Origin of the sequence: Pseudarthrobacter sp. NPDC092202 (assembly GCF_044755505.1) — a bacterium.
GTDB lineage: Bacteria > Actinomycetota > Actinomycetes > Actinomycetales > Micrococcaceae > Arthrobacter.
Window position 1 is genome coordinate 40,543 of the sequence record NZ_JBIVRG010000004.1, and the last position, 18,083, is coordinate 58,625.

Annotated in this window: 18 protein-coding genes; 9 read left to right on the forward strand and 9 right to left on the reverse strand. The window is 64.4% G+C overall.

Annotated features, from left to right (window positions below; all coding sequences use genetic code 11):
• The first annotated feature begins 167 nt into the window (after nt 1–167).
• The 3 genes from ACIQF4_RS08260 to ACIQF4_RS08270 all read left to right on the forward strand — a co-directional run bounded on the left by ACIQF4_RS08260 (nt 168) and on the right by ACIQF4_RS08270 (nt 2,842).
• Nucleotides 168–1,031, forward strand: coding sequence for a phosphatidylinositol-specific phospholipase C/glycerophosphodiester phosphodiesterase family protein (locus ACIQF4_RS08260; protein ID WP_400517359.1), 864 nt, complete (start codon nt 168–170; stop codon nt 1,029–1,031).
• Nucleotides 1,032–1,113: 82 nt separating this feature from the next.
• Nucleotides 1,114–2,154 (forward strand): hypothetical protein, encoded by a 1,041-nt coding sequence (locus ACIQF4_RS08265; protein ID WP_400517360.1) that lies wholly within the window; start codon nt 1,114–1,116, stop codon nt 2,152–2,154.
• A gap of 214 nt (nt 2,155–2,368) precedes the next feature.
• Nucleotides 2,369–2,842: an SRPBCC family protein gene (locus ACIQF4_RS08270; RefSeq protein WP_400517361.1), complete on the forward strand. Its 474-nt coding sequence runs from the start codon at nt 2,369–2,371 to the stop codon at nt 2,840–2,842.
• Nucleotides 2,843–2,949: 107 nt separating this feature from the next.
• Here ACIQF4_RS08270 and ACIQF4_RS08275 read toward each other — a convergent pair whose 3' ends face one another.
• The 6 genes from ACIQF4_RS08275 to ACIQF4_RS08300 all read right to left on the reverse strand — a co-directional run bounded on the left by ACIQF4_RS08275 (nt 2,950) and on the right by ACIQF4_RS08300 (nt 9,424).
• The gene (locus ACIQF4_RS08275; RefSeq protein ID WP_400517362.1) at nt 2,950–3,210 is read right to left on the reverse strand and encodes an ArsR/SmtB family transcription factor; all 261 of its coding nucleotides are present in this window, start codon (nt 3,208–3,210) and stop codon (nt 2,950–2,952) included.
• Nucleotides 3,211–3,214: 4 nt separating this feature from the next.
• Nucleotides 3,215–4,867, reverse strand: a complete 1,653-nt coding sequence (locus ACIQF4_RS08280) for an arylsulfatase (protein ID WP_400517363.1) — start codon at nt 4,865–4,867, stop codon at nt 3,215–3,217.
• An 8-nt stretch (nt 4,868–4,875) separates the two neighbouring features.
• Entirely contained in the window at nt 4,876–5,724 is an 849-nt protein-coding gene (locus tag ACIQF4_RS08285) for a carbohydrate ABC transporter permease (protein ID WP_400517364.1), read from the reverse strand.
• Complete coding sequence (locus tag ACIQF4_RS08290) at nt 5,717–6,667, reverse strand: carbohydrate ABC transporter permease (RefSeq protein WP_400517365.1); 951 nt, start codon at nt 6,665–6,667, stop codon at nt 5,717–5,719. The genes ACIQF4_RS08285 and ACIQF4_RS08290 overlap by 8 nt, the downstream gene beginning before the upstream one ends.
• Nucleotides 6,664–8,049 carry an extracellular solute-binding protein gene (locus ACIQF4_RS08295; RefSeq protein ID WP_400517366.1) on the reverse strand — a complete coding sequence of 462 codons (1,386 nt, stop codon included), beginning with the start codon at nt 8,047–8,049 and terminating at the stop codon, nt 6,664–6,666. Before ACIQF4_RS08295 ends, ACIQF4_RS08290 begins: the two co-directional genes overlap by 4 nt.
• Before the next feature lie 109 nt (nt 8,050–8,158).
• Nucleotides 8,159–9,424, reverse strand: coding sequence for an ROK family protein (locus tag ACIQF4_RS08300; RefSeq protein WP_400517367.1), 1,266 nt, complete (start codon nt 9,422–9,424; stop codon nt 8,159–8,161).
• A 111-nt stretch (nt 9,425–9,535) separates the two neighbouring features.
• Here ACIQF4_RS08300 and ACIQF4_RS08305 point away from each other — a divergent pair, with 111 nt between their 5' ends.
• Together ACIQF4_RS08305 and ACIQF4_RS08310 are read left to right on the forward strand one after the other, a co-directional pair.
• Nucleotides 9,536–10,501: a formylglycine-generating enzyme family protein gene (locus ACIQF4_RS08305; RefSeq protein ID WP_400517368.1), complete on the forward strand. Its 966-nt coding sequence runs from the start codon at nt 9,536–9,538 to the stop codon at nt 10,499–10,501.
• A gap of 18 nt (nt 10,502–10,519) precedes the next feature.
• A complete protein-coding gene (locus ACIQF4_RS08310; protein WP_400579943.1) occupies nt 10,520–11,338 on the forward strand; it encodes an alpha/beta fold hydrolase in 819 nt (272 codons plus the stop codon).
• Nucleotides 11,339–11,354: 16 nt separating this feature from the next.
• Here ACIQF4_RS08310 and ACIQF4_RS08315 read toward each other — a convergent pair whose 3' ends face one another.
• Together ACIQF4_RS08315 and glnT are read right to left on the reverse strand one after the other, a co-directional pair.
• Entirely contained in the window at nt 11,355–12,350 is a 996-nt protein-coding gene (locus ACIQF4_RS08315) for an alpha/beta fold hydrolase (protein WP_400517370.1), read from the reverse strand.
• 8 nt (nt 12,351–12,358) lie between these two features.
• Nucleotides 12,359–13,720 carry a type III glutamate--ammonia ligase gene (glnT, locus tag ACIQF4_RS08320; RefSeq protein WP_350005019.1) on the reverse strand — a complete coding sequence of 454 codons (1,362 nt, stop codon included), beginning with the start codon at nt 13,718–13,720 and terminating at the stop codon, nt 12,359–12,361.
• Nucleotides 13,721–13,892: 172 nt separating this feature from the next.
• Here glnT and ACIQF4_RS08325 point away from each other — a divergent pair, with 172 nt between their 5' ends.
• Nucleotides 13,893–14,597, forward strand: coding sequence for a TetR/AcrR family transcriptional regulator (locus tag ACIQF4_RS08325; RefSeq protein ID WP_400517753.1), 705 nt, complete (start codon nt 13,893–13,895; stop codon nt 14,595–14,597).
• 123 nt (nt 14,598–14,720) lie between these two features.
• The gene (locus ACIQF4_RS08330; protein ID WP_400517752.1) at nt 14,721–16,076 is read left to right on the forward strand and encodes an ammonium transporter; all 1,356 of its coding nucleotides are present in this window, start codon (nt 14,721–14,723) and stop codon (nt 16,074–16,076) included.
• Nucleotides 16,077–16,108: 32 nt separating this feature from the next.
• On the opposite strand, the gene ACIQF4_RS08335 is transcribed toward ACIQF4_RS08330, so the two are convergent.
• Nucleotides 16,109–16,663 (reverse strand): hypothetical protein, encoded by a 555-nt coding sequence (locus tag ACIQF4_RS08335; protein ID WP_400517751.1) that lies wholly within the window; start codon nt 16,661–16,663, stop codon nt 16,109–16,111.
• Between the two features lie 812 nt (nt 16,664–17,475).
• Here ACIQF4_RS08335 and ACIQF4_RS08340 point away from each other — a divergent pair.
• Both ACIQF4_RS08340 and ACIQF4_RS08345 read left to right on the forward strand, forming a co-directional pair.
• Nucleotides 17,476–17,610 (forward strand): hypothetical protein, encoded by a 135-nt coding sequence (locus ACIQF4_RS08340; protein WP_350005026.1) that lies wholly within the window; start codon nt 17,476–17,478, stop codon nt 17,608–17,610.
• 99 nt (nt 17,611–17,709) lie between these two features.
• Nucleotides 17,710–18,054 (forward strand): hypothetical protein, encoded by a 345-nt coding sequence (locus tag ACIQF4_RS08345; protein WP_400517750.1) that lies wholly within the window; start codon nt 17,710–17,712, stop codon nt 18,052–18,054.
• The last annotated feature ends 29 nt before the right edge of the window (nt 18,055–18,083 follow it).

The following is an 18,083-nucleotide window of genomic DNA, read 5'->3' on the forward strand; positions in this document are numbered from 1 at the left end:
GATGTGCCATCGCGCCCCGCAACCCCTGCCATGTCCCTCGCAGTTCACTTCCCAGCAACCCGCCGGCCCCGAAGCGTTCTCCCGCAACCAGCAGTCTTTTCACGCCCCCTTTCGCCCGGCACGCCAGAGAGCCGGGCGGACATCCCAGCAGTACGTAGGAGTACTCCGTGTTCGTGAAAAGCACCCTCGCCGCCGTCGCTGTCCTCGCCTCCCTGGCAGGAACCGCAGCAGCTGCACCCGCCCAAGCCGAAGCAACCAAGCCGGCTCCCGTCGTCGTCGGCCAACCGCTGGCCCAGGCACATGCCCACAATGACTACGAACATGGCCGCCCCCTGTTCGACGCCCTGGAGCACGGCTTCACCAGCGTCGAAGCCGACGTGTGGCTGGTGGACGGCGAACTGCTGGTGGCGCACGACCGGGAGGACGTCCAGCCCGGCGTCACGCTCGAAAGCCTCTACCTTGACCCGCTCCAGGACCTGGTCCGCAGCCAGCCCGGGCACAGCGTCTACCCGCACTGGGACGGCAGCCTGCAGCTCCTGATCGACATCAAGAGCGACGGCGAGGCCACCTACGCCGCCATCGAGCAGGAACTGGCCGAGCACCGCGACATCATGAGCCGCTACACGAATGGCAACGTCAAGACCGGACCGGTCACCGCTGTCATCAGCGGCAACCGCCCCTTGGCCACGATGCAGGCACAGGAGAAGCGGTTCAGCTTCTACGATGGCCGCTCCGCCGACCTCGCCACCGGCAAGCCCGCCGGCCTGATGCCGCTGGTCAGCGACAACTGGACCAGGCTCTTCACCTGGCAGGGCGTCGGCCCCATGCCGGAAGCCGAGCGCGCCAAGCTCCACGCCTACGTGGCCGAGGCGCACGCCAGCGGCTACCGCGTCCGCTTCTGGGCCACCCCGGACCAGCCCGGCGCAGCACGGGAGGCCATCTGGACCGAACTTGCCGACGCCGGCGTGGACCACATCAACACCGATGACCTCGAGGCGCTCCAGCAGTTCCTCACCGCCCGCACGGCCTAAGCCACGTCCTCAGCCGCTCCTCACCGCCCGCACGGCCTAAGCCACGTCCTCAGCCGCTCCCCGCAGAAACAGGTACCTCCCCATGCCATCAAAAACCATGAAAACGACGACGGCGGCAGCAGTCCTGGCGCTCGGCCTCCTTGCCGCCCAGCCCGCCAACGCCGCCGAGGACAGCTCCCAGAAGGAGTCCTTCGCCTTCGGCGTTATTGGCGATATTCCCTACGGCGACGCTGAGATCGCCAAGTTTCCCGCCCGCATCCAGGACATCAACGCGGACAAGGACCTGAAGTTCGTCACCCACGTGGGTGATATCAAGAACGGCTCCTCGGTCTGCTCGGACGAGTACTTCGCCAACATCCGGACACAGTTCGACACCTTCGAGCACCCGCTGGTCTTCACCCCAGGGGACAACGAATGGGTGGACTGCCACCGCACCAACAACGGAGCCTACAATCCGTTGGAGCGGCTGGACCGGCTCCGGGAGGTGTTCTTCAACGAGCCAGGCAAGACCTTGGGGGCCACGTTGCCGGTCAAGACCCAGGAGAACCTCGGGCTGCCGGAGAACGTCAGGTTCGCGCAGAACCGGGTGGCCTTCTCCGTGCTCAACGTCCAGGGCAGCAACAATTCACTGCAGCCGTGGACCGGTTTGGGCGAAACCAGCGCAACGCCGGAACAGGTGGCCGAGGTGGAGTACCGAACCGGCGCCGTCCTCGCCCAGATCCGCGAGACCTTTGCCGACGCCGAACGCCGCAATGACCGCGCGGTCGTCCTGATGACCCAGGCCGACATGTTCGATCCCTCGCTGCTCGCCGCGGCCACCGCCAACCCGGAGGTTGTCTCCGGCTTCCGCGAGATCGTGGCGGCCATCGTCGAGGAGACCAACAGCTTCGACGCGCCGGTGTACCTCATCAATGGCGACAGCCACGTCTTCGCCGAGAACCAGCCGCTCGCCGCAGGCTCGCCTTGGCTGGAGATCTACGGCCAGGCGGAAGCCGATGACCTGCAGCGCATCACGGTGGACGGTTCCGCGAACGCCACCAACTACGTCAGGTTTTCTGTCGCCGGTAACAGTGCCGACGGCAGCGACGTCCTGAGCTGGGAAAAGGTCCCCTTCAGCTCGTAGGCACCAAAGGTACGCGGACGACGGCGGGTGCCTCCCGCCGTCGTCCGCTTCTGCCTTTCCAAGCTCCCACCTCCGTCCGGGGTGCCGGGAATCCCGAGGCTCTGGACACTGGCCGCCGCCCGATTTATGGTGCAAAGGTGGCGGCTGCCTGACTGGCAGGATGGCAAGCCCTGCCGGTCCGCCGTTGCGGCCGTCCTTCTTGAGGAGGAAGCAGATGGAACGCGTTGAACAGACCGTTGAAGTCGATGTCCCGGTGCGGACCGCGTACAACCAGTGGACCCAGTTCGAATCCTTTCCGCAGTTTATGTCCGGTGTGGAATCCGTAACCCAGCTGACTGACACCACCAACCATTGGGTGACCAATGTGGGTGGCGTCCACCGGGAATTCGATACCGAGATCGTCGACCAGGAGCCTGACGACAGGATTGCCTGGCGCAGCGTCGACGGCAAGTCCCATGCCGGCATCATCAGGTTCACGCCGCTGGATGCCAACCACACGAAGGTCAAGGTCCATTTCGAGTGGGCGCCGGAAACCGTCACCGAAAAGGCAGGCGCGGCGCTGAAGATCGACGAGATGCAGGTCAGGGCCGACATGCGGAAGTTCAAGGACTTCATCGAATCGCGCGGGTCCGAAACCGGCGGCTGGCGCGGCGAAGTCAAGGACAGCGGCCCCACCGGGCAGCTCTAAGAGCGCAAGGGGGATTGGCTGAGGAAGCGACACCTCACAAACAGAAAGCGGTCGACGGCGGGTGCTTCCTGCCGTCGACCGCTTGACGCTTGCAGGTACCAGCGGGCTCAGCGGGAGGAAAAGCTCGAAAGGGCAGCCATCATGGCCGACTTCGCTTTGTCCTCCAGCTGGTACACCGATTTGCGCCCCACGCGCCGTGATGTCACCAGCCGGTGGCTTTTCAGTGCCGCCAGCTGGTTGGAGACATAAGGCTGGGACAGTCCCAGGGCGCTTGCGATTTCCGAAGGGCCCTGGGGTGCCGAGTACAGGAGCGAAACGATCCTCTGCCGGGTACGGCTTTCCATCACCGGCGCAACAACCTGCTTCATCGCGCTACCCCGCTGCCTCGATGGCGGGGCGGCCGCGGAGCTCGTACAGCTCAACGATCCGCCCGAAGGGCAGCACTCCCACCCGGTCAGCCCACTGCGACCAGTCCGCGAGCAGTGACTCGGCAAGGTCACGGTTCTCGGTGACAACATCGTTCAGCTCCGTCGGGTCCTTGGCCAGGTTGTACAGCTCCCAGGGCCCGGGGAAGGTGCGGACGAGTTTCCAGTCTCCCCGGCGGATCGCGCCGTTGCCGGCATGTTCCCAGTACAGCGTGCCGGTCTGGGCATCCATGGCCTGCCGGCGGAGGCTGCTCCCGGGGTCCTGCCGCAGCAGGTTCAGGAAGCTGGTCCCTTCAATCGGCTGGACGGGATTCCCGTCCAGCTCCGTCAGCGGGCTGATCCCCGCGGCGTCCAGGAGCGTGGGCAGGACGCTGGTCAGCTGCAGCGGCTGGCGCAGCAGCGCGGACTGCTGGACCGCCCCCGCGGCCCAGTGGATGATGAACGGCGCAGCGATGCCGCCTTCATGGGTCCACTTCTTGTACATGCGGAACGGCGTGTTGGACAGGTTGGCCCATGCCCTGCCGTAGCTCGAGTACGTATCTTCCGGCCCCGGCACGATCCCGGGCTCGTTGCCCAGCTGCACGGGCCGGCCATCCCTTGTGTGGGAACTGTAGATATCCGTCCGTTTGACGAACGTTTCCCGCTCGAAGTGGGGGATCTCCTCGGGGGAGGCGCCGTTGTCCGAGAGGAAAATAATGACGGTGTTGTCGAACTCATTCCTCTCCTTGAGCTCGGCAATAATCCTGCCGATTCCCCGGTCCATCTTGTCCACCTGCGCCGCGTACGTTTCCATTCGCCGGGCCTGCCAGGACTTTTCCGGAGTGTCCTCCCAGGCTGGTTCTTCAGGATCGCGCGGACTCAGCTCGCTGCCGGGCTCCACAATGCCAAGCTCGTACTGGCGCTCGAAGCGCTCCTGCCTCAGCTGGTCCCAGCCGGCGTCGAAGCGGCCCCCGTACTTTTCGATGTCGCGCTCCGGGGCGTGGAGCGGCCAGTGCGGGGCGGTGTAGGCGACGTAGAGGAAGAAGGGCTTGTTCTCGGCTGTGGCTCGGTCCAGGAAACCAACGGCTTCCTGGGTGATGGCGTCCGTGTAGTAGAAATCCGGGTCCTGGGCTTCATGCTCAATGTTGGTTTCGCCCCGGACCAGCGTCCCCGGGCTGTAGAAGCTGCCGCAGCCGGTGAGTGTTCCGTAGAAGTAGTCGAACCCGCGCCGCGTGGGCCAGGCATCGTTCGGGGTGCGGGCGTCCGCGGCCAGGTGCCACTTGCCGGTGATGCCCGTGGCGTAGCCGTTTGCGGAGAAGACCTCCGCCGCTGTGGCGCAGCTGCGGTTCAGGTTCCCTTTGTAGCCAACGGGAGAGTCATCCCCGGTGAGGACGCCAATGCCGGTCTGGTGCGGGTGGAGTCCGGTCAGGAGGGACGCCCGGGAGGGGCTGCAGCGGGCGGTGGTGTAGAACTGGGTGAGCCTGGTGCCGCCCGCGGCCAGCTGGTCCAGGTTGGGGGTGTCGATCTCGCCGCCGTAGGATCCCAAATCCGAGTACCCGAGGTCGTCGGCCAGGATGAGCACGATGTTTGGCTGCTTCGGAGCCGTGGGAGTGTCATTCATAGCGGCTCCTAACCCTTCACTGCGCCTGCGGTCAGGCCCGCAACAATGTAGCGGTTGGCAATGATCGTGATGACGATGATGGGGATGGCCGCCAGCGTTCCGGCCGCCGCCATCTGGCCCCAGGCCACCTCGAAGGGCTGGACCAGCGAGGCGATGCCCACCGTGAGCGGTGCGGTGACGCCGCCGGAGGTCATGGTGAGGCCGAACAGGAACTCATTCCAGGCCATGATCCCGGTGAACGTGCCCACGGATGCCAGGCCCGGCTTCACCAGGGGGAGCATCACTGACCGGAAGGCAGTGGCCTCAGAGGCGCCGTCGATCAGCGCAGCCTCGCGCAGGGTCGCCGGCAGTCCATCGAAGTAGACCTTCATGAGCAGTGCCGCGAACGGAAGCTGGAACACGGTGTTCAGGATGACCAGGCCAAGGGTTCCGCCGATGAGGCCGAAGGAGGACATGGTGGCGTAGAGGCCCGGCACCAGCACCATGGGCGGGATCAGCGGGATGAAGGCCGTCAGTGCCAGCAGCGGCAGGAGGACGGCACGGGGAATGACCAGCTGGGACAGCGCATAGCCGGCGAGCGAACCGAACACCAGGCACAGCAGGACGGTGCCAACAACAATGACCAGGCTGTTCCCGAGCTGTGCCAGCAGGGGATTGCCGGGTGAGAGCAGGTCGGTGTAGTTGCTGAGGGAGAAGCCCGCAACGATGTCCGCGCCGATGATATTTTTCAGGGGCTGGAAGCTGAGCGCAACCATCCAGAGAATCGGCACGATCGTGGCGGCAATGGCAGCGATGAGCACGAGTTCGGCAATGGTCCCGATGATGCCCATGCTGGAGCGGGTTTGGGTCTTAAGCATTGGAGGTGCGCCTTCCGGTAACTGCCTTCTTGGCCAGGACGTAGAGGGCGCCCAGCACAGCGAAGATGAGGATGATGGCCACGCCCAGTGCTGAGCCGTAGCCCAGTTCCAGCCTGTCGAAGAAGATGGTGCGGATGTGGAGGCTGATGAGGTTCGTGGCGTTGCCGGGCCCGCCGTGGGTCAGCAGGAACATTTCGTCGAACGCTTTGACGGACATGATGAGGCGGATCACGGCGGAGGTGATGATGACGGGCAGGACCATGGGCAGGACCACCATCTTGATGCTCTGCCATTCGCTGGCGCCGTCCACCCGTGCAGCCTCAAGGATTTCGGTGTCGATCGATTGCAGTGAGGTGTACACCAGCAGGAACACCAGGGGAGTCCAGTGCCAGACGTCCACCGCGAGGATGGACAGCATGGCGCCGACGGGCTCGCCCAGCCACCCCTGTTCAGGAAGGCCGACGGCGAGGAGCACCTTGTTGACGGCGCCGATGGTGGGGCTGAGGAGCAGGAGCCAGATAACGCTGACGACGACGGGAGCCACCACGGTGGGCCAGATCAGGATCCGCTTGGCAACAGTCTTCATGAACACGGCCCGGTCCAGCATGACGGCCAGCATGGTTCCCAGCACCACCGTGAACACGACGGCGCCGACGATGAAGACGACGGTGGCGAACAAGACGGGGAGGGTATCCGGATCCGTCAGGATGCGGGAGAAGTTGTCCAGCCCGGCGAACTCCATCTGGAATCCGCCCTGGATGACCTGTACTTCGGAGGTGGCCATCCGGAACAGCTCCACGGCGGGATAGACGCCGAACAGCAGGAGGAAGAGCGCGAACGGGGTGAGCGCAACCAGTCCGAATTTGGACCAGGACTTCTTCCCGCGCCGGGCCGCTGTTCCACGCGAGGCGCGCAGCGGCGCCGTCGTAGTGGCGGCGGTCACTTCAGGTACCCCGCATCCTTGACCACCTTGGTGACCGCGGACTGCAGGGCTTCCATGCCCTCGGCGGGACTGACCTGCCCCGCGGCGATCTGGGAAAGGTACTTCTCGGTCTCAGCCGCCATGGCGGGGCCAAAAGGCTGCCGGATGGACGGCTTGATGTGTTCCACGGATTCCTGCAGCGGCTTCAGGTAGGCCGAGCCGTCGCCGGATTCCGCACCGGAGGCCAGCGCGCTGCGGCGGGTGGGGATGCCGCCGGCGTTCATGAAGATGGACTGCGCCTCGTCGGTGAGGACCCATTTGATGAAGTCCAGCGCCGCCGTCGCCCGTTCCGCCGGCAGCCCGGCGGGGATGGCCAGGCTCCAGGTGCCGCTGGTGGGGGCCGGAGTGCCGCCGGGCCCCGCAGGTACTTCGGCAAAGCCCACGACGCCGGCGATCTGGGATTTGTCCTCGCTCAGGAACTGGCTGGCCGCTGCGGCCACCACATGGGTCTGCAGTGCCTGGCCGCCCTGCATGAGCGAGATGACTTCCGCCTGGCCCACGGTCTGGGGCTGTTCGGGTCCGATCTTGGCCAGTTCCCGGTACGTTGTGGCGGCCGCGATGCCTGCCTGAGAGTTGATGGTGGGTGTCCAGTCCACGCCTTCTTCCTTGAACCACGAGCCTCCGTGGCTGTAGAAGACGGGCATGAATTCATAGGTCACCGAAAGGCCGGCCTGGGCGGCCTGGGCGCGGGGCACGTAACCGTAGCGGATCTTTCCGGACTCCACGGCCTTGCGTCCGTTGGAAATGGCTTCCTCCCAGGTCTTGGGAACCGAAAGGCCCAATTCCTCGTAGAGATCCTTGCGGTAGACGAAAAGGTCCATGTTGCCGTTGATCGGGTAGCCCATGACCTTGCCGGTCTCGGCGGAGCTCTTCTTTTCCGCGTCCCAGTAGGGGAGGTTTGCATAGGTCAGGACTTCGGAGTCGATGGTGAAGCCGGGATCGATGGCATCGAAGGGCTGGACCCAGCCGTTGGAGTAGAACTGGCCAACACCGAATTCATCGATCTGGAAGACATCGAAGGGGAAGCTGCTTCCCTGGACGGCGTTCGTCTGCTGCGTGAACAGGCCGTCGTACGGGAACTCGCGGAGGGTAACCCGGATGCCGCTTTGTTCCTGGTACTTGGCTGCCATCTTGCGGTAGGCGTCGAGCCATGGGGTTTTGGCCGTGGGGATCACAAGCTCTGTGACTTTTCCGCCACCGCCGCCGCCTCCGAGTGCGCCGCCGCCCCCCTGGCTGCACGCCGCCACGCCGCCCAGGAGCGGGACCGAAGCTCCCAGTCCAAGAACCTGCAGGAAGCGGCGGCGGTTGGTCTCAAACTTGGCCTGGTCACTCTTGGGGATCATCGCGCTCTCCATTGAACGGCCTCCGCATCAACGGAGGGATAGGGTTTGGTTAGGTGATGTAACTAAATTCAGATTATGGTGGGCTGCATCACATTGTCAATACATGGCTCTACCCTGTGACGGTCCAGGGGGAGCGCACCAGATCGCTGATGGCTGTATCAATCCCGCCATCAAGGACAGCGTCAGTTCCGAGCCGCGAAACGGCGATTTCCGTGCCGTGGGTGAACTCGCCCTCGGCCCAGAGGCCGAGCTCTTCTTCGAAGGCGGGCATCAGCAGCGGAGCCAGCTGGGTAAGGTATCCGCCCAGGATGATCACGCGCGGATCAAAGATGGCCGTCAGGGTGGACACCGCGCGGGCAAGCCACTTTCCCTGGTCGGCCAGTTCCTTCCGGGCGGCAGGGTCCCCGTCCTGGACTGCCGCCAGGGCTTCACTGACCCTGACCGCAGCGGAGGACGAATGGTGGCCGGTGGAACTCTCCAGCGCCAGTGACAGCGGGGCAACACCCACGTAGGTTTCGAGGCAGCCGGCCCGGCCGCAGTAGCACGGGCGGCCGTCGTGGTTGACCGTCAGGTGGCCGAACTGGCCGCCCATGCCGGCATCACCCCTGAGGATTTCCGAATGCTTTTGAAAGGAACCTCCCACGCCCATTTCGCCGTAGAGGAGGAGGACGCCCTCTTCGCTGGGAATCTCGGAGTTCTTGCGTTCGGCGTGGATCGCCAGATCCGCCAGTTTGTCCAGGGTGAAGGCAACGCCTCCGCCGGAGCGTTTTTCCAGCTCATCGACGACCCGCACGTCCGTCCAACCCAGGCTGAGGGATTTCACCACCACGCCTTCGGCGTTGTCCACGAAGGCGGGGCAGCCGACGCTGACACGCACGATTCTCATGTCCTCGGCTGCGGCGGAGGACTCGGCCTGCCTGATCAGGTCGCCTGCAAGATCCAGGACGTATTCCGGCTGGTGGTCACTGGCCGAAACCTCCAGCCGCTTGGTGAACACCACCCTGCCTTGGAGCGACGTGCACTTGAGGGCGATGTGGTCCACGTTCAGCTCGAGGGCGCCCACGGCCAGGGCGGTGTCGCTCATCTCAAGGACGCGCGCGGGCCGTCCGGACTTCCCGGTCGGCGCCAGGCCGGATTCCTGGATCAGCCCCATCTCCTGAAGCTCGTTGACGAGGTGCAGGACGGTAACCCGGTTCAGCCCTGATTCGGCAATGAGGTCCGCACGGGTGACGCGCTGGCGGTCCCGCACAGCCTTCAAGGTCGCCGAGAGGTTGTGCCGGCGGATGTCCACCAGGCTCGGCGGGACACCTGCTCCGCCAGCTGACGCCGTCGTTTGCTGCTTTCCCGCAGTGGGCCTGCCCCCCAGCTTTGTCACGGAGTCTCCTGAGATGAAAAGGGTATAGTTTTGTTATCTAACTCAACTAAACCACGACGGCGGCCGCCCCCACCATGCTGGCCTGCCGGCAACAGGTGATCCGGAGGGCAGATGCACGACGCGGACGGATGCTGCGCCCCGGCCCGGCGGAGTTCCGGAAACCGGACTGCCGAAGACTTCCCCGCCGAAGCCGTACCGCCAATCCGGGTAGGGGGAGCATCCCAGGCGAGGGCCGAGGTAGCTGTTCCGGCCGGACGGTTCCGTATGGGGGACCCCTTCGATGAAGGTTACCCGGCCGACGGAGAAGCACCCGTGCACGACGTGGTGCTCGACGGCTTCCGCATTGACGCCACTGCCGTCACCAACGAGCAGTTCGCCGCTTTTGTCGAGGCAACCGGTTACCGGACGGAAGCGGAACTGTTCGGATCGTCCGCCGTCTTCCACCTCTTGGTGCAGGCAGACACAAAGGATGTGCTCGGCGTTGCTGCCGGGACTCCCTGGTGGCTCAACGTCCGTGGGGCTGACTGGGCGCACCCCGGCGGGCCGAAGTCCCACTGGTCGGCGCTGGCGACGCATCCGGTGGTCCATGTCTCCCACAATGATGCGCTGGCCTATTGCGCATGGGCCGGACGCCGGCTCCCCACGGAGGCTGAGTGGGAGTACGCAGCCAGGGGCGGCCTCGAAGGGCAGCGCTACCCCTGGGGGAACAGCCTGCTCGGTCCCGGGGAGGAACACCTCTGCAACATCTGGCAGGGCACCTTCCCTGCTGCGAACTCGCAGGACGACGGCCATTTGGGGACGGCTCCCGTGATGTCCTTTCCCCCGAACGGGTACGGCCTTTACGAGGTCAGCGGCAATGTGTGGGAATGGTGCTCCGACTGGTTCCTGCCGAAGTACTACCGCAACTCAGCGGGTGAGAACCCGCCTGGGCCCACCATCGGTGCGGGGCGCGTGATGCGCGGCGGCTCGTACCTGTGCCACGACTCCTACTGCAACCGCTACCGTGTGGCCGCCCGGAGTTCGAACACCCCGGAATCCTCCAGCGGGAACACCGGATTCCGCACGGTAGCCCTTTAGGGCCGCGGTAACAGAGCCGTGCGGCAGCACACAGTGGAAACATCCGACGGCGGCCACCTTCGCGTTTTCAGCTTCGGGGACGGGCCGGGTGTGGTGCTTGTGTGCGGGACGAATACCGTTGCGCCAACCTACTTCAGAACCGCGAGGCGGCTCAGCAAGGGCCTGCCCGTCCACGTGTACGACCGACGGGGCAGGCCTGGATCCAGCCTGCAGCCGCACGACTACTCCATGCACACCGAGGTGGCTGACCTCGGGCGCATCCTGGACGCCACCGGCAGCATCATGGTTTTCGGTCATAGCTATGGCGGTGCAGTTGCCCTCGAAGCCGGGCTTCAGCTGCCCGTCCGGCGGATCGCCGTATTCGATGCCGTTCCCAACATCGGCGGTGCAGTGCCAACCCATTTCCTGCCCGAGTTCGAATCGGCGGTGCAACGAGGTGACGCGCACCGGGCTGTGTCAATCCTGGGTAAGGGTATATCCACCAAGCTCACCGCAAGCCCGCTTCCGGAACCTGCCTTCCAAGCGGTGGTCCGCTTGCTGGCAATTGCCACACGAAAAGGCCGGGCGTGGAAAGGAACGGTGCACAGTGCCGTCAATGAACTGGCATTCCTTGACGGCAACCGGCCTCCTGCAGAGCGCTACGCCGGCATTCCGGTTCCCGTGCTTGTGCTCTTCGGTTCCGATAGCGACGAGTTCTATTCGGTGATAGCCAGGAGCCTCTCCGCCCAGCTGCTTCACGGCCGGTGCACGGCTGTGCCGGGAGCGGATCACGGTGCGCTGGATCGGGCACCTCGGACGCTGATTTCCCATCTTTTGGAGTTCCTCGCCCACGGGTAGTTGTTGTGGCGTTTTGTCAGCCATCAAGAAGCTGTCGCATGGCATCGCCGATCTGATCCGTTTCCGCGGCTCGGATTCCGGGCCGTCCGGCAACGTGCCCAAGATTTGATTCGAGCGGACGGAATTGGGCGCCCGGGACCAGGCCGGCCTCGATCCTGCTGTCCGCGGCTGGGAAGTAGAGGTCGGTGGTGCCCGGCATAACTATGCAGCGCGCCCGGATCTGGCCCAGGGCCGCCTCGAACCCGCCGCGCGCGGGCGTCCCGACATCGGCCCGCTGCCATGCGCCCAGCACCGTCAGTAGGTTGTTGGCATCCATCTGTTCATGGTCCTTCGCCCACTCGTCCAGAACATGCTCAACGCTCCTGTAACCGAGTTCCCGGTAAACCTCGTCCCGGAAAAACTCCTGGGAGTACGCCCAGCCGGCGTAGACGGTCGCAAACGCCCTCAGACCGAGGACGGGCGGGGAACTGTACCTGCCGCCGTCGTACGCCTGGTCAGTAGTCAGCGCAGCTTTTACGCTTTCCAGGAACACAAAATTGTGCGGTGAACACCGGGCTGCCCCGGCAACCGGAAGGATGCCGGAAACCATCTCCGGATAGCGGACAGCCCACTCGTACGCCTGCAGCGCCCCCATGGACCAGCCGGCAACCATGCGGATGTGGCGGACTCCGAGGGCGGTGAGCAGGCGATGCTGCGCAATGACGTTGTCCGCGATGTCGACGTCCGGAAAAGCCGCACCCCTGGTCTCGGGAGAGGCGTAAGAGGGGGAGGTGGACAGGCCGTTGCCGAACATGTTCACGGCAACGATGAACCAGCGCTCCGGGTCCAGCATCCTGCCCGGGCCGATCCAGGGTTCGTAGCTGGCGTGCGTGCCGGTGTAGTAGGAGGGCAGGAGGATGCAATTGTCCCGGGCCTCGTTGAGTTCCCCGTATGTCTTATAGGCGAGCTTGGCGTCCGGCAGGTCCAGGCCGGAGACCAGCCCGAACCTGCCGAGTACGAATTCCTGGTGCACGGGACCGCTTAGAAGAACTTCAGGTAGCGCTTGGTCTCCCATTCGGAGACGTGGGCCTGGTACTCGTCCCATTCCTGTCCCTTGTAGTCGATGTAGGCGTTGTACATCGACTCGCCGAAGACATCGCGCGACAGGCTGTCCGCGGCGAACTCCTCGATAGCCTCGCCCAGGCTGCGGGGGAGAAGGCCCAGGCCGTTCTTCAGGATCTCGGATTCCGTGTAGTTGTACATGTTCTCGGTGTGCGGCGCCCCGGGATCGAGGTTTTCGCGGATGCCTTCGAGCCCTGCAGCGAGGATGATGGCCGCCCCCAGGTAGGGGTTGCAGCTGATATCCGCTGCCCGGCACTCCACCCGGCCGCCCGCCAGGGGCACGCGGACCATGTTGGTTCGGTTGTTGTTGCCGTAGCTGACGAACACGGGCGCCCAGGTGGAGCCTGACATGCTGCCCTTGCGGACCAGGCGCTTGTAGCTGTTGACGGTGGGGGCGATGACGGCACAGATGGCGGGTGCGTGCTTCAGGACGCCGGCGATGAACTTGTAACCCAGTTCCGAGATGCCGCAACCGCGCGGGTCGTCGTCGGTCTCGAAGAGGTTGACGCCCGTCTCCGCATCGGCGAGGGACATGTTGAAGTGGGCGCCGGAGCCGCTGCGGTCGGCGAAGGGCTTCGGCATGAACGTGGCGAAGTACCCGTGCTTGCGGACCATCTCGTTGGCCATGAGCCGGAAGAACACTGCCCGGTCTGCCATAGTGAGGGCGTCCGAGTATTTGAAGTCAATCTCGAACTGGCCCTGGGCATCCTCGTGGTCAAAGGAGTAGACGCCCCAGCCCATGTCGTTCATGGCCTCGACCATCTCTGTGAGCCAGTCGAAGTTGTCCAGGGCTGCCGGGGCGGTATAGCAAGGCTTGCTGAGGTTGTCCCGGTCGCTGACCTCCACAGGGCCGTCAGGGGTGTCCTTGAGGACGAAGAACTCGGTCTCGATGCCCAGGTTGAAGGTGAATCCCAGCTCCTTGGCGGCTTCAAGCTGCCGTTTCAGGATGTTCCGGGAGGCCGCCTCGAAGGGCTTGCCTGCGGTGTAGAGGTCGCTGGCGAAGTAGGCCACTTCCTTGCGCCAGGGCAGCTGCACGGCGCTGTCCAGATCAGGGATTGCTGAGAGTTCCTCGTCGCTGATGTCCTGGGGGAGCCCGTCCAGGGCGGCACCGGTGAACAGTTCGGAGCCGGCGGCCATCTGCGGTAGGTGGGACAGCGGGACAAACTTGGTTTTGATGTTCCCGTGCAGGTCAACGAAGCTCGACATTGCGTATTTGACCCCCGCTTCGCGGAGCTTTCGCTGCACTGTCTCAACTGCGGCTTGTGCTGTTTCCACACTCATGGTGTCTCCCTGTTCGGTGCTTGTGGCAACGCGGACGATGCCATTTCGATAAGTTATGGAAAGTCTCGCCGCCAGCAATTTCGATAGAGTGTCGAAATTGTTTCGTGCCCGTAAATCATTCCCCGATAGGCTCGTGGGTAAGTTCCGGACAGCGCGGCGGCAGGGGTAGGGCATGGCAAAGGATGCGGCATCATCAACGGCGGGGCGTCCGCGCCTGAGCGGCGCCCCCGCCGGTTCCCCGCGGCAGGAGGTCATCCGTGAAGCCACCGCACTGTTCGTGGCAAAGGGGTACGCGGAAACCACCATGAGCGAGATCGCCCGCAGCGCCGGGCTGCGCCAGTCCTCGCTCTACTACTGGTTCGCGCGCAAGGAGCACATCCTTCAGGCGCTTCTGGAGGAGAACCGGGGTTCGCTTGCGCTTGCGGCGGCACTGGAGGTCCGGCCCGGTCCGGCTGCGGCCAGGCTTTACGCCGTCCTGCACGCCGATGCCATGCAGTTGTGTTCCGCGCCCTTGGACTTCTACGAGTTTGAGCGGGTGGCACGCTCCCAGCCTCAGAATTTCGGCGCATTCTTTGACGACTACGCCGCCCTGCACCGGCTGACCGCATCCATTGTGCGGCAGGGTGTCGAGGCCGGTGAGTTCCAGGCTGCTGATCCCGAGGATGCCGCCACGGCTGCTTTGGGTCTGAACGAGGGCCTGCAAAGGCACTACCGCCAGCCGCTTCCGGGGCTGCGGTCTTATACCGCGGAGCAGGTTTCCGGACTCAGCGCAGACACCACCCTCGCCCGGCTGCTGGTGTTGCAAGTGGACTTGGCTGACATTAGGGCAGATGCAGCGGCCCTTACCGCCGCGTGGAACCCCACCGCCGAAAGTTAACTCACCCGAAACGAATTCGATATGGCATCGAAAACGTCGGCTCCAAGAATTTAGATAGCGTATCGAAACGCTGGTGCCCCGCTCCCGGGCGGCGTGCCCGTTATCTAGCCTTTGGAGATTCGAATGGACACTGCCACTATCGCGGGCAACACGGCGTGGGTTCTCACCGCCGTTATTGCCGTCGCGCTGATGTTGCCCGGCCTGGCGCTCTTCTATGGCGGGATGGTCAGCCGCAAAACCGCCATGAACATGATGCTCATGGTGTTCGGCTCCTTCTGCGTTGTGGGTGTTCTCTGGATCGTTTTCGGCTACTCCGCCGTCTTCGGCAATTCCATCGGCGGGCTGGGCCTGCTGGGCAACCCGCTGGAGTTCGCGGGGCTGGGCCAGCTTCTGACCGCCCCGGACGACGCCGCCCTGCCGCCACTCGCGCTCGCGGCACTGCACTTGATGTTCGCCGGCCTGACGGCCGGCATCGTAGCTGGTGCGGCGGCTGACCGGATGAAGTTTGGTGCCTGGCTTGCTTTTGCGGGCATCTGGGCCAGCCTGGTCTATTTCCCGGTTGCCCACTGGGTATTCGCCTTCGACTCGGCGGACGGTTCAGTCCAGGGAGGCTGGATCGCCAACACTCTCGGTGCCGTCGACTACGCCGGCAGCACAGCCATCCACGTCAACTCAGGTGTGGCCGCACTCGCCCTGGCTCTTGTGCTCGGCAAGCGCCGCACGTGGCCCGTGCAGCCCAAAGCTCACAGCCTCCCCCTGACGCTGCTGGGCGTCGGGCTACTCTTCACAGGCTGGATCGGATTCGACGGCAGCGGCCTGGGTGCTGCCGACAATAACGCAGCCGTCGCTGTTTTCAACACCGTCGCGGCCACTTGCGCCGGCGTCGTCGTCTGGCTCCTCGTGGAGAAGCTCCGGGATGGTCATCCCACCACCCTGGGCGCTTCCTCGGGTGCCATCGCCGCCCTCGTCGCCATCACCCCATCCTGCGGTGCCGTCACCCCGCTTGCTGCAATGGCCATCGGCTGTGCCGCCGGAGCCGTCTGCTACTTCGCCGTCGCACTCAAGTACAAACTCGGTTTCGACGATGCCCTCGACGTCACCGCGCTGCACTTCATCGGTGGCGTAGTTGGCGGCCTCCTGATCGGTGTCCTCTCCACTCCGGAGGCGCCCAGCGGAGCGGCAGGGCTGCTCTATGGCGGCGGCTTCGAACTCCTGGGCCGGCAGGCGCTCGCCATCCTGGCCGTCTTCGCCTACACCTTCTCGGTCACGTGGGTGATCGCAAAGGTCCTTGACCTGACCATGGGCATCCGGGTTGCGGCGCCGGTGGAGGCGAAGGGACTCGATATCAGCCTCCACGCCGAGAACGCCTATGAAAATGGTGAAGACAAGGCACATGCCCCGCGCGGCCACGCCGAACAGCTGCACCATCTGGTGGACGAAAATGCGGTTGAGGATGCACCGGCACGCACAGCCCGCTGAAGTCCGTCGGGGACCGGCAGATCAGCCGGCTGTCATATCTGCGGCACGCACTCGCCGGTCCCCAACAAAGCCAGGCCGGCTCGGTCCCCGGCACCGAAGTCCAGCTGCCCGCTGTTCTCTTCGTACATGAGCTGGGTGGGGTCGTTTATATGGTCCAGCCCGACCACATGCGCCAGCTCATGCATGATGACGGCCCGGACCAATGCGGGCCCGTCCGGATAGGCCAGCGTTTCCGCGAGGGCCGGTGCGTCAAGGAGGACCTGGCCGCTGACGTACACATAGGGCTGTCCTGGCATCTGGATGGATGTACTGCCGCCGGTCCCTGCGACGCTTCCCGCCAGCTCCGGCGCTGCCTCCGGCGTTGACCACGAGATGAGGATAGGCGCCCACTTCTTGCCGTACCTGTCAGGCTGGTATGCCTCGCGGTCCTGTGACGGTGCTTCGTCCGTCGGGCCATCGTAGACGAACTGCAGCCCGGTCGCGGCGGAAGCCGCGGCCACGGCCTCCTTGATGAGCTGCTCGGTGCCTTCTGGCGCCAACTCCGGGCGGACAACGTAATGGACCGGGCGGCACGGGTCATATGCCACAAATGGCTGGCCCGGGTCAGGAGACTCCTGCAGGACAAACGCGGTGGATCCGGTCGTGGCAGGTGGGACGCCGAGTGGAGACGAAGCAGCTTCGAACCCCGGGGGAGGCACGTCTGATCCGGGCAGGTGCGGCAGCGCCGCGGACAGGACGAACCGGTCGAAGAGGGTGGGAGCGAAATAGAGCCCTACGACGAGTGCGAGGCCCAGTACCGTGGCCGACCTCGCCTTCCATTTCCGTTTGCGTGCTGGTCTAATTCGGCGATAGCCGCGTCTCTTGCCCGAACTTTGTACCGTGACTGTACGCCAGGGCTCGGGATCCTGCAGCTTGCCAAGGGCTTCATCAATTGCCCACTGTGGGATACGCCCGCTCGGCGAACGCCGTAGGCCGGGAATGTTTTGCTCGCCGGCAGGCATGCCTGAAAAATCCCTTTTGCCGAAATCCGGTACCACCGGCGCCCCCTTGTGCCCCCAAGCCCATCCTCTGAGACAGGTCCGCTCAGCATAATGGCTGTTTCCCGGGGCCGCCATGGGATGCCCCGGGCGCTCCGTTTGGGGGCCTTATCCGGAGGTGGGAAGATGCATGGTTGCAATGTGATGACGCTTTTTTGATTCGCCTTTCGCTGCGATGAAAGGGACTGCAGTAAAAGCCTGATTCGGAAAAATTGAATTTCTGCAGGCATCCGAGGCTGGACGACCCAGTCAGCCGAGCTTGCCCTCTCTAGGCCGAAATGACGGTACTTTCCAGGACTGGCTTAAAAAATAAAAGTAGGTATGGTACTGGGTAACGCAAAGCATAGAAAGGCGTGATTCCGATGTCCGGAAAATCCCCGAAAAGCGGCGCCATAAAAAAAGCGGGCAAGACAATTCTCGAAAAGCGGGCCGATAAAAGGGCAAAAAACGAGAACAGCGAACTGAATTTCGCAAAGCCGCGCAAGAACCAGCGCTGACAAGCCCGCGGGCAGCCGGGAACGGAACTCCTAGTCCGCCCGGCTGCCCGCGCTCCATTCCCAGTTGCATATCCTCGTGCTCAGTTCCAAGGACACACCATGAACATTTCCTGCAACGCCCTGGTGGTTCCGGCCCGGCTGTCCCACCCGGTGCACCTCAAACCCCTTGACCTGGACGCCACAGCACTCCAGCGGGTGGCCGCCGGAGAAATCGGGTACATCGCCGGCCGCGGCTGGCGCGCCTACCTGAACAATGACGGAAGCCGGTCCTTCCCCAACCTGCGGGCGGAAGTGCTTATCCGGGAAGCCGGCGTTGAGCTGGACGACACCATCCACGGAACGGCCCTGTTGCTGGGCTATGTGGACCCGGGCGAAGAGACGGACGCGCCCCGTCACCTCATCAGCCTCGCTGAGCAGCTGTTCGACATGCCGCTGGCTGCGTAGCCATCCAACAGTGCGTGACCGGCCTAACA